This window comes from Paraconexibacter sp. (genome assembly GCF_041602235.1).
Classification (GTDB): Bacteria; Actinomycetota; Thermoleophilia; order Solirubrobacterales; family Solirubrobacteraceae; genus Paraconexibacter.
This window is the reverse complement of sequence record NZ_JBFIGP010000021.1, coordinates 16,544-27,610: the sequence shown is the minus strand read 5'-3', so window position 1 is coordinate 27,610 and position 11,067 is coordinate 16,544. Positions and strand designations below refer to the sequence as shown.

Below are 11,067 nucleotides of genomic sequence, written 5' to 3'. Positions count from 1 at the left end.
TGCGCATCGGATCGAGGGCATCGGGATCGGCTTCGTCCCACCCCTCTGGGACCCCCGGGAGGTCGACGCCATCGAGCAGGTCGCGAGCGAGGCCGCCATGGACATGAGCCGCCGGCTGGCCCGCGACCGCGGCCTGCTCGCGGGCACCTCGACCGGGGCCAGCCTCGTCGTCGCCCTGCGGACCGCGGAGCGCCTGGGTCCCGACGCCACGGTCGTCACCGTGGTCGTCGATTCCGGTCTGCGCTACCTGAGCACCGGCCTGTACGGCCGCTGAGCGCGGCGGTCCGCGCCCGATTCAGCGGCGCTTGACGCGGATCGCCGAAACTCGCGTCTCCGATGGCTTGAACCCGCCGGCGCTGGCGCGGACGACGTACTGCGCGTCGGGGATCCGGCGCACGATCAGGCGGATCGTTCCATCGGCGGCAGTCCTGCCGGTCACCCTGAGCGGGCCGCGACGTGCCGACTTGGGACGCTTGCCCTTCGTGAAGCGGCGGGCTTCCACGTCGACGTGGACCACCGGCCGGGCTTCGGCATCTTCGGGAACCAGCGACGTCACCTTGACATGCAGGTCCATCCGGCCGCCTCGCCGGGCCTTGCGGCGGACGACCCGCGCGGTCAGTTCGGGCTGACGCAGCCCTGGGCAGTCCGCCTGCTTGGGGATGCCCTTCAGGTGGCGTCCATCGACCTCGCTCTCGACCTTCCCGGAAAAGCGGTTCTGGGGCATCACATCGATCTTCCCGCGCAAGTAGCCGGGGTGCTCCCCGGTCACGACGAGGTCCGCCGACCAGGTTGCCTGGACGATCGGGTTGGGCGTCGTCAACGACTCGGTGCCGCTGACGAACGTCTTGCCGTCGTCGCTGTACCCGTCGAAGCGGACTTCCCACGCTCCCCCGGCGAAGGTGCCGCGGAAGGTCATCGTCGCCGTACCCGACGCGCGGCCCGGTACGACCCGCCCGTTGACCTGCTTCATCGCCATGCCCTGGTACTCGGAGGCCGGCACTGTCAGCGCCCGCATCATGGTCTCGTCGAGGTCGATCGACTCGAGCGGGGTCGTCGGGGTCCGGGCCGGCAGGCGCACGATCCGCACGCGGCGGCGGGCGTCGGCCCCCGTGGGCTCCACGCGGTTCGGCAGCCGCTGCTCGTAGGTCACGGCGCGCGTCCCGTCCGCGAACCAGGCGAAGCGGCGCAGGTTCCAGTCGTCCTCGAGCAGGACGGGCTGCCCGGCGTAACCGCCGAGATGCTGCCCGGTCTCGTGATCCATCAGCCAGCCCTCGTTCATGCAGCGGCGGTTCTGGAACAGGAACACCCGTCCCAGCTGCCCGAAGCTGACCATGTCGATGAACGACGGTCGAACGAGTTGCGTCACGACGTCGGCGCGATCGAGACCCCGGGCGCTCGTGTACCAGACGCTGCGCCCGTCCGGTGAGTAGCTGGCGACCTCGTTGTAGTCGAGGTCCGTGGTGAGCGCGCGGCGCTTCCCGGTCAGGAGGTCCAGTTCGAAGATCTCGTAATTGGCGGCGGTCCGGGTCGATCCGTACTTGAGCCTGCGGTTGCCCAGAACGGGCGAGCCTCCCTCGTAGAAGCGCCCGCCGTGCTCCCAGTCGTCGGCGCTGTCGGACAGGGTGAACTGCGGGTTCCATACCCGCGTGTCCACCAGCGAATACCCGCGATCGCCGCGCACGAGCCGGGCGATCGACATGCGCGTGCCCTCTTCGGCGCGCACCTCGTTCCAGCCGACGTACTTCCCACCCACGTCCGGGCGTGCTTCGCGGTTCTGCGCGCCCTGCGCGAGGCTGTCACGCGGGAACGTCACCGGGAGCACAGTGGCGCTCTCGCAAGCCAGGATCGAAGGTGCGCACTCGAGGATCGACCATTGGAAGTCACCGGTTCCGCCGGAGCTCTGGCCGCTCTGGTCGGCGAACCACAGCCGCTTGCCGTCGTGGAAGAGCTCGGGCTTGAGCGCGGTCTCCACGTGGCCGCAGGTGAGGCAGCGGTAGTTCCTGCCCTCGAGGTCGGTGATACCGACGTGGTCCGCACCCTTCACCTCGACTCCGATGGCGAGATGCTCCTCGTCGGGGGTCAGATCGACGCGCGGCTCGTCGACGAGCACGACGCCGTCGGGCAGGTCGAAGTCGACCGTGCGCTCGATCTCGATCGGTTCGAGCGGCGGGGGCGCGGCGTGGGCCAATGCCGCGATCGACAGCATCCCAAGCGGGGCTGAGACCGCGATCGAGAGCCGCAGGAGCGAGACGACAGAACGGAGCACGAGCTAAAGATACCGTCGGGACGGTATGTATGCGTCACTACCTCGAGATCGCGCGTAGCGCCTGCAGCAGCAGGCGCGAGCGGCGCCGCCGGTTGGGGAACATGTGGGGGTCGCGTGACGGAAGCCGACCGGCGACCACCAACGACTGCGACCGGCAGTACTTGCGCAACCCCTCCGCGCCGTGACGAACCCCCACCCCGGACTCCTTCCACCCGCCCATGGGGAGCGCCATCGCCGCGTAGAACACGAGCGCGTCGTTGACCGCGACACTCCCCGCCTGCAGGCGACGCGCGATCCGCTCGCCGCGGGCAGCGTCTCGCGTGAACACCGAGGCCGCCAGGCCGTAGGGCGAGTCGTTCGCCAGCCGGATCGCCTCATCCTCGTCGGCCACGCGCATGATCGGCAGCGTCGGACCGAAGGTCTCCTCGCGCATGCAGCGCATGGTGTGGTCGACGTCGACGAGGACCGTCGGCTCGTAGAACAGCCCGCCCGCGGGCCCACTGCGCCCCCCGACGAGCACTCGCGCCCCCCGCTGCTGCGCATCACGCACATGTGCCTCCACCAGCGCCCGCTGCGGAGGGAAGGTGAGGGATCCCACGTCGACCGTTCCGGGCCCTCCGTGGCCGTCACCGACCCGCAGGGCCTGGACCCGTGAGACCACCCTGTCCACGAAGGCATCGTGCGCGGCGTCCTCGACGTAGACGCGCTCCACGGAGATGCACGTCTGGCCCGCGTTGAACATGCCGTAGTAGACGGCGGCGTTGGCAGCACGGTCGAGGTCGGCGTCGGCCAGCACGATCATCGGGTCCTTGCCCCCGAGCTCCAACGAGCACGGGATCAGCCGCTCCCCGCACCGCGCGCCGATCGTGCGCCCGGTGCGCGTGGACCCGGTGAACATGACCATGTCGACCTCGTCGACCACTGCCGCTCCGGTCTCGCCCCGTCCGGTCGCGACGAGCAGGACGTCCTGCGGCAGCCCGCACTCGCGCAGCGCCCGCTGGGCCAGCAGGGCGGTCAGCGGGGTCTCCTCGCTGGGCTTGAGCAGCACCGCGTTGCCGGCGACGAGCGCCGGCAGGCAGTCACCCAGCGCGTTCGACAGCGGATAGTTCCAGGGGGCCACGACGCCGACGAGCCCGTGCGGCTCGTAACGGACGATGCTGCGCCGACCGATCACCGCCGGCGACGACGCGCGCAACCGGCGGTCGGCGAGCCAGCCTGGAGCCCTCCGCGCCCAGAACCCGGCGGCCTGGCTGGTGTAGGCGACCTCCGCGAAGAGCCCGTCCTCCCAGGTCTTGCCGGTCTCGGAGATCACGGTTGCGATCACCTCATCGGCATGGTCGAGCAGCCAGACCCGCAGCCGGCGTAGCACCGCGCAGCGCTCAGCGACCGGAGCCTCACCCCACGCGGCCTGCGCGGCGCGGGCTCGGTCCGCGAACCGTCGTACCTCTTCTCGCCCGAGGTCGGGCACGGACCCGACTTCGATCCCCCGCGCAGGGTCCAGGACGGAGATGGGAGCGGTCATTCCCTAGACACTTACATACAGACCCGACTGTTTACAACATGCGCGTGGCTGAGGTACGGTGTCGCCCATGCGCCTCTCGCGGAAGCCCGCCCTCGCGTCCCTGCACGGTCGCGTAGCCGCCGTCACCGGAGGCGGCCGCGGTATCGGCCGCGCGACCGCGATCGCACTGGCGGACGCCGGCGCCCGCGTGGCCGTCGGCGACCTCGACCTCGACGCAGCGCGAGAGGTCGCCGCGGAGATCGGCTCCCAGGCCATCGGCCTGCCGCTCGACGTCACCGACGCCGCCGCCCTCGACACCTTCGTCGTCGCCGTGCAGGAGCAACTCGGTCCGATCGACATCATGGTCAACAACGCGGGCATCATGCCGGTCGACCGACTCGTCGACGAGTCCCACGCGACGGCGCGCAAGCAGGTCGACATCAACGTGCACGGTGTGCTCCACGGCTGCAAGGCGGTGCTCCCCGGGATGCTCGCGCGCCGCCGCGGCCACATCATCAACGTGGCCTCCAGCGGCGGGCGCATTCCCGTCCCGGGATCGGTCACCTACGGCGGTACGAAGGCGTTCGTCGCCCACGCGACCGACGCGCTGCGCCTCGAGCTCCACGGGACGGGTGTCACCGCCAGCGCGATCCTGCCCGGCATCGTGAAGACCGACCTGACATCGGGCCTGCACACGCCGCGCGGCGCGAGCGAGCAGTCCCCCGAGGCGATCGCCGCAGCGATTCTCGCCACGATCGGTCGCCCGCGACCCGAGGTCTGGGTCCCGGCCTCACTCGGTCGGCAGTCCCGCCTGCTGGCACTGATCCCGCGAGTCATCCGCGAGCCGCTCGTCCGCGTGGTGGGTGCCGACAGCTATCTGCTGCAGCGCGACGAATCCGCCCGAGCTGCCTACCAGGAGCGCGCGGATCGCGAGGTCAAGGGCACCCGCGACACCGAGCAGGTCTGATCGCCTCAGACCAGCCCCCGCGGAGAGTCCGCGGCCCCGGCCGCGCGCTCGAACAGCGCCAGGAGATGCTCACGGGCCGCGGGCCACAGCGCCTCCGGGTCGCTCCCTGGGAGGAACCCGTCAAGGGCAAGCCCGCGCATCGTGGCCAGTCCGACGGCGACCGCCTCGGCGAACCCCGGCCGGGCCAGGAGATCCGGGAAGACGCGCGCCGCGCCCTGCAGCACCTGGGCCGCCATCGGCGGGCGCGGAAGAGCTCCTCGCGATGGACCTCCCACAGGTGGTCGATCAGGATCTCGGCGCGTTCGGCGCGCGTCGAGCCGTCGGCCAGCGCCGCGACGAGGAACCGCTCGGCGAGCTGCTCGCTCAGTGTCCGCAGGGCCTCGGTCACGAGCCTGCCACGGCTGTCGAAGTGATGCTGCAGGGCGCCCGGTGTCACCCCGGCTCGTGCCGCGACGCTCCGGGTCGTCGTGCCGGCGTACCCGTCCTGCACCAGCGAGTCGATCGTCGCCGCCAGCAGGGCCGACCGGGTCCTGGCCCGGCGCTGCGCCTGCGTCCGCGGCCCGGCCGGGCCCGCCTGCCCGCTCATCGCGCGGGCTCCGCGACCGGCCGAGTCTCGAAGTCCTCCATCCGTGGCCGCGCGAGCGCGTCCCGGTGCCGGGACGGTGTCCACGGCCACAACTCGGGGAGCCCCTCGGCATCCAGCTACCAACTGCTGCACCCGGTGACCCACACCGTGCCGGGAAGGGCGGCCCGCAGCCGCTCGTCGTCGGCCTCGGTCGCCGCCAGGGTCGGAGCGACGCAGGCGATCCCTCGCTCTGCATCCGGCGCAGCATTGCCACGACGAACGCGGTCTGCACCGCGTCGGCAGCGCAGCGGCATTCCGGCACACCCGTCGCGACGGCAGCGGTGCGAACATCGACCCTCGGAGGATCGTGGCGATCGGGTGAGCCTCCGAGCAACTAACGTACCGTCCGTATGGTGTGTCAACTGATCGCTCTCACGGTCGCCGCGCCGCGCACGTCGTGAACCGCCGCACCCGCGTTTCGTGCCTGCCGGACGATGTGCGCGTTCGCACCACCACCCGGTAGCGACCCGCCTCCCGTCCCCGGAGATCGACCACGGCGTAACGCCTCGTTCCGCGACGGAGGGTGGGGACGCGGCGCCCGGCAACGCTGACCTCCCACCGCACCACGCGCTCCCCTCGACGCACGGTGGGGAGGCGGATTGCGAAGCGCCGGCGACTGAGGCAGCGCGGCACGACGGTGACGACCGGCTCGTACCGGCCGTCGGCACCGCGAACGGCGTCCATCGACGCGGGCTTGAAGCCACCGGCCTGCGCCCGCAGCGACAGGACGCCCGGAAGGCCCCTCCCGCGCAGCGTCATCCGCACCCGTCCGCGGGCGTCGGTCCTCGCCGTGCGGCCCTCCGGCCCGGTGACGAGCACCTGGCGCACCGGCCGTGGCGTTGCGTCCTCGGGCAGATCGGCCATCACGCGGGCGACGATGCGGGCCGGTCGGCGACCGGAACCCTCTCGGACGTTCACGGAGGTGATCCGCAGCGGGGCCTGACGGACGCCTGGGCAGTCGGCTTGCGTCGGGACTCCGGTCCGCGTGCGACCATCGACCGTGCTCCTGACCGTGCCCGTGAAGCGGCCCTGCGGTCCGACCGTGATGGTGCCGTCCAGGCGCTCGGCCTCCGGTGAACCAGGACGATCCACCACGAGGTGGGCGTCCCAGGTGGCCTGCACCAGCGGGTTGGAGGTCGTCAGTGACTCGGTGCCGGTGATCGTCCGGCCGTGCTCATCGACGTAGCGGTCGAACCGCACCTCCCAGCGGCCCGCCGCGAACCGCCCGACGAAACTGAGCGTTGCGGTCCCGCCGCCGGGCCCGCGCACCACCCGCCGGGGCACGTCCATCCCGGAGATCGTGTGGTAGGTCCCGTAGTCGGCAGCCCACGAGAGGTCGGTGATCTCCGACAGCGCGACTGCGGCGGGAGGACGCGTCGGCACGCGTGCGGGAAAGCGGATCTCGCGGATGCGGCTTCGCGCGGACGGCTCGGTCGGCCGTGCCTCGTTGGGGATGCGCTCCTCGAACAGCACGGCCCCCGTGCCGTCCAGCGTCCAGCGCCACCCCCGGATCAGCCATCCGTCCTCGGTGACGACAGGCTGCCCCGAGTAGCCGCCCGCCTGCTGGCCGGGGTCGGTGGCCCACAGCCACCGCTCGTTCATGCAGCGGCGGTTGTTGAACAGCCCGATGCGTCCGATCTGACCGAACGTGACGTTGTCGATGAACGGCGGCCGCACCACCTCGGTGAACACGTCCATCCGGTCCAGGCCTCGCGACGAGGACGCCGCGATCCAGCGACCGTCCGGCGAGGTGTCGGACATCTCGTTGTAGTCGACGTCGGTCGTCGCCCGCGTCCGCTTACCGGTCGCGAGATCGAGCTTCCACACGTCGTAGTTCAATGCCGTCGTCGTGGCGCCGTACTTCAGCGTCCGCCCGTCGTACGAGAACGACCGCCCGCTGGGCCCGCCGCCCGACTCGTAGAAGCGCCCGGCGTCGATCCACCCGGCGGCGTCGTCTGCGAGCTCGAAGGGCGGGTTGAGCACCCGGGGCTCGACGACGACCCAGTCGTTCCCCTCCCGGACCAGGCGTCCGATCGTCATCCGTTCGCCCTCGGTCGTGCGGACCTCGTTGAACTTCAGCCACTCACCGTCCGGCGTCGGCGCCACCTCGCGGATCTGCGCGCCCTCGGTCAAACCGTCGATCGGGAACGTGACGGCGCCCACCGACACGCGGTCGCAGTCCGCGATCGACGGGGCACACTCGATGATCGAGAACTGCAGGTCTCCCAGTCCGCCCCCCACCGGGGAGAGGTCTCCCGCCGCGTCGATCGCCGCACCGGCTCCCTCGGGCCGGCGCACGAGGATCCGGCGCCCGTCGTCGAACGGATCCGGGTCGCTTGCGTTGCTCGCCACCTCGCATGTGATGCATCGGAACGCGCCACCGGTACGCGGGATCACGCCGAGCTGCGGCGAGCCGCCGACGGTCTGCTGCACGAGGATGTGCTCTTGGTCGGGCAGCAGCGTGGCGGCGTCGAACCGCGCGCCCGGCTGGGCAGCGATCGTCCGAACCACCTCGATCGGCTCCAGCGGGGGCGGGGCTGCGGCCTGCGCGGCCGAGCCGGTGGTCGGCACGGTCGCCAGGATCGCGGCGAGAGCCACGAGATCAGCACGGCGGACGCGACGGCGCACGGTCATCGCCGACCTCCCAGTCGCACCGTGGCCGCCGCGTCGCGGAAGCCGTCGGTATGCGTGCCGATGACGGCGGCGCCGCGGCGGATCAGGACCACCGTTGCCCGCCCGCGCTCATCGGTGCGGGCTCTCGCGTTGCGCGGTGCTCGACGGTCGAGCCGAGCGCCGCGCCTACCGATCGCCGCCCGGCCACCGCGCGCGGCCTGGACGAGCACCCCGCGTACTGGCCGGTACCGGTCGTCCTCAACGACGCGGCTCGTGACCCGGACCGTGACGGCGACCCGTCCGCCGCGTAGCGCTCGCCGGCGCAGCACGTCGAGCCGCAACTCGGGCTGACGGATGCCCGGGCAGTCGAGCTGGGTGGTGATGCCGTCGTAGGTCCTGTCCCCCACCCGGGTGCGGATCTCACCCCGGGCGTCCCGCGCCCGGATCGTCAGGTTCGCGGTCATGCGGCCAGGTGTCTCGCCGGTCGCGGTGAGGTCCGCCGTGTAGCGGGAGGCGACGACCGGGTTGGGGACCTCGAAGACCTCAGTCCCGCTGATGAAGGTCCGGCCGTCGGCGCTGTAGCGGTCGAAGGCCACGGCGAAGCGACCACCGGCGAATGTGCCGAGGTAGGTCACGGTCGCCGTGCCGGAGTGTGGGCCCGCCAATGTGGTGGGCCCCACCGCACCGCGACCGGGGAGTCCCGCGTAGTCCGCGTAGGCCACCGTCGAGCGGGCCAGGTCCGTGTCGGTGAGCCGATGGGGCGAAGGCGCGGGCGACGGCCGACGACCCGGGAACCGGACGATCCGCATCCGGGTGTGCTCGTGGACGTCGCCGGAGGTGTAGTTGACCGGCTGCAGGCGGTCTTCGACGAGCAGCGCGCGGGTCCCGTCCGCCGACCAGGACCAGGAGCGGCTGGCCCAGTCGTCGTCGAGCACCACGGGCTGCCCGCCGTATCCGCCACGCGTCTCCCCCTCCTTGCGCGCCATCAGCCAGCGCTCGTTCAGGCAGCGGCGGTTGTTGTGCAGGCCGACGCGACCGAGTTGCGCGAAGCCGACGACGTCCAGGAGCGGCGGTCGCTCCAGCGCCGTGAAGACGTCCATCCTGTCCAGCCCACGACCGTTCGCGTAGGCGATCGCGTCCCCGCTGGGGGGGTAGTCGCCGTTCTCGTTGTAGTCGAGGTCGTCGGTCAGACGGCGGCGTTCACCGGTCGTGAGGTCCAGTTCCCAGATGTCGTAGTTCTCGGCCGTGGTGGTCGCCCCGTACTTCATGACGCGCCCGCCGTCGGTCCAGCCGTCCGTGTAGCCCTGCGCCTCGTAGAAGCGACTGGCGGCGATGAAGTCCTCGAGCGTCCCGTCGAGGCGGTAGGCAGGGTTCATCACCCGCGGCTGCTCCACGACGTACTCGCTGTCGGCCCGGACGAGGCGGCCGATCGTCATCCGCTGCCCCTCCATCGCACGCACCTCACCCCACTTCACGTACTCGCCGGAGGGATGGATGCCCGCCTCACGGTTCTGCGCGCTGGGCGGCTGGGTCAGGGAGTCGATCGGGAAGGTGACGTCGACGAGGCGCCGGTCCTCGCAGCGCACCAGCGACGGTTGGCACTCCAGGACGAAGGACTGCGAGTCCGAGGTGCCGCCCTCGCCCAGCGAGGCACTGAGGAACAGTCGCTTGCCGTCCGGGAACGCCTGCGGCGCCCTGACCTTCTCGAGCAGCCCACAGGTCAGGCAGCGGAACTCCGATCCGTCGAGCGCCATGACGACTGCCCGCTCACCGTGCCCGTCGTGGGCGGTCGCGACGATGTGAACCTGATCGGGCAGGAAGAACGCGGCACCGACCGCATCGACCCATGTGTATCCAGAGGGCGCGGGGATCTCCCGCTCCACCTCGATGGCCTCGAGCGGCGACGTGGCGGCCGCGACGGCGGGCAGTGCGACCGGCCCCCCCGAGCCGACGACGAGGCATGCGGCGAGCACCGCGCGGAGCGCACTGAGATGCCTGACCCGACGCATCTACCCATCATATACATACAATCCCGCCTGTATGTTCCACAATGGGCGGTCGACCGTTGCGCGACGTACGTGACGCCCGTGTGACGTAGGTGAGGGGGCGGTGTCCAGACACACGGACGGGCGCCGGCACACCCCCCTCGGCGCCGACGCCCGTCCGTGATCCCGACGCGGAGCGACCCGCGATGTCCGCTAGGCCGTGATCGGCGATCCCAGGCCGGCGGCCACCGAGGCGACCGTCCACGGCTCGTCGCTGGTCAGGCCGTCCTGGACCTCCCAGCCCGTGCACTCAGCGATCTGGCCCCCCTGGACGGCGAACATCTTGCCGTTGATCGGGCAGTCCTCGGTCGCCAGGAACGCGACGAGCGGCGAGACGTTGGCCGGGTCCATCGGGTCGAAGGCGTCGGGATCCTCGGGCTTGGCGAACATGGCGCCGACCGGGCCGGGGACGTCCTCGGTGAGCCGCGTCCGCGCGACGGGAGCGATCGCGTTGCAGCGGACGCCCAGGCGGATCAACTCGTTGGAGGCCACCAGGGTCAGCGCCGCGATGGCCGCCTTCGCCGCCCCGTAGTTGGCCTGCCCGGGGTTGGGCAGGAACGTGCCGGAGCCGGAGGCGGTGTTGATCACAGCGCCGTTGACCGTCTCGCCGGCCTTGGACCGCGCGCGCCAGTGGTCGGTGGCATGGCGCAGGGTCGAGAAGTGCCCCTTGAGGTGGACCTTCACGACCAGATCCCACGCCTGCTCGTCGATCTGGTGGATGAACCCGTCGCGCAGGATGCCCGCGTTGTTGACGAGCACGTCGAGCTGGCCGTAGGTGTCCACGGCCTGGTCGATCAGCGACTTGGCGCCGTCCCACGTCGCGATGTCGCTGGTGTTGGCGACGGCCTCGCCGCCGGCGGCGACGATCTCGTCGACGACGGCCTGCGCCGCCGACACATCGGCACCCGTGCCGTCGGTCGAGCCGCCCAGGTCGTTGACGACGACCTTCGCGCCCTCGGACGCGAACAGCAGCGCGTGCTGACGGCCGATGCCGTTGCCCGCGCCCGTGATGGCGCAGACGCGCCCTTCGAGAACTCCCATGTCAGGTCT

The 11,067-nt window shown here is 71.4% G+C and carries 8 protein-coding genes and 1 pseudogene; 2 read left to right on the top strand and 7 right to left on the bottom strand.

Features of this window, described 5'->3' with window-relative positions:
- Positions 1–274 (top strand): pyridoxal-phosphate dependent enzyme (locus tag ABYE80_RS03205; RefSeq protein WP_372788614.1); only part of this gene is annotated, 274 nt, incomplete at its 5' end.
- A gap of 21 nt (positions 275–295) precedes the next feature.
- Here the strand turns inward: ABYE80_RS03205 and ABYE80_RS03200 are convergent.
- Together ABYE80_RS03200 and ABYE80_RS03195 are read right to left on the bottom strand one after the other, a co-directional pair.
- Positions 296–2,266: a TolB family protein gene (locus ABYE80_RS03200; RefSeq protein ID WP_372788613.1), complete on the bottom strand. Its 1,971-nt coding sequence runs from the start codon at positions 2,264–2,266 to the stop codon at positions 296–298.
- A gap of 37 nt (positions 2,267–2,303) precedes the next feature.
- A complete protein-coding gene (locus tag ABYE80_RS03195; protein ID WP_372788611.1) occupies positions 2,304–3,788 on the bottom strand; it encodes a succinic semialdehyde dehydrogenase in 1,485 nt (494 codons plus the stop codon).
- Positions 3,789–3,855: 67 nt separating this feature from the next.
- Here ABYE80_RS03195 and ABYE80_RS03190 point away from each other — a divergent pair, with 67 nt between their 5' ends.
- Entirely contained in the window at positions 3,856–4,734 is an 879-nt protein-coding gene (locus ABYE80_RS03190; RefSeq protein ID WP_372788609.1) for an SDR family oxidoreductase, read from the top strand.
- 5 nt (positions 4,735–4,739) lie between these two features.
- Here the strand turns inward: ABYE80_RS03190 and ABYE80_RS03185 are convergent, their stop codons facing one another.
- The 5 genes and pseudogenes from ABYE80_RS03185 to ABYE80_RS03165 form a co-directional block, all read right to left on the bottom strand.
- Positions 4,740–4,970, bottom strand: coding sequence for a hypothetical protein (locus ABYE80_RS03185; protein WP_372788616.1), 231 nt, complete (start codon positions 4,968–4,970; stop codon positions 4,740–4,742).
- Between the two features lie 155 nt (positions 4,971–5,125).
- A pseudogene (locus ABYE80_RS03180) lies at positions 5,126–5,320 on the bottom strand (TetR/AcrR family transcriptional regulator); the annotation flags it as partial.
- A gap of 411 nt (positions 5,321–5,731) precedes the next feature.
- Positions 5,732–7,993: a hypothetical protein gene (locus ABYE80_RS03175; RefSeq protein ID WP_372788607.1), complete on the bottom strand. Its 2,262-nt coding sequence runs from the start codon at positions 7,991–7,993 to the stop codon at positions 5,732–5,734.
- Positions 7,990–9,981, bottom strand: coding sequence for a hypothetical protein (locus tag ABYE80_RS03170; RefSeq protein ID WP_372788606.1), 1,992 nt, complete (start codon positions 9,979–9,981; stop codon positions 7,990–7,992). Before ABYE80_RS03170 ends, ABYE80_RS03175 begins: the two co-directional genes overlap by 4 nt.
- Positions 9,982–10,170: 189 nt before the next feature.
- Positions 10,171–11,058, bottom strand: a complete 888-nt coding sequence (locus ABYE80_RS03165; protein WP_372788605.1) for an SDR family oxidoreductase — start codon at positions 11,056–11,058, stop codon at positions 10,171–10,173.
- Positions 11,059–11,067: the final 9 nt, after the last annotated feature.

Coding starts and splice junctions, on each gene's coding strand:
- ABYE80_RS03195 (WP_372788611.1), bottom strand. CDS start 3,788: ATGACCGCTCCCATCTCCGTCCTGGACCCTGCGCGGGGGATCGAAGTC.
- ABYE80_RS03190 (WP_372788609.1), top strand. CDS start 3,856: ATGCGCCTCTCGCGGAAGCCCGCCCTCGCGTCCCTGCACGGTCGCGTA.
- ABYE80_RS03185 (WP_372788616.1), bottom strand. CDS start 4,970: ATGGCGGCCCAGGTGCTGCAGGGCGCGGCGCGCGTCTTCCCGGATCTC.
- ABYE80_RS03175 (WP_372788607.1), bottom strand. CDS start 7,993: ATGACCGTGCGCCGTCGCGTCCGCCGTGCTGATCTCGTGGCTCTCGCC.
- ABYE80_RS03170 (WP_372788606.1), bottom strand. CDS start 9,981: ATGCGTCGGGTCAGGCATCTCAGTGCGCTCCGCGCGGTGCTCGCCGCA.
- ABYE80_RS03165 (WP_372788605.1), bottom strand. CDS start 11,058: ATGGGAGTTCTCGAAGGGCGCGTCTGCGCCATCACGGGCGCGGGCAAC.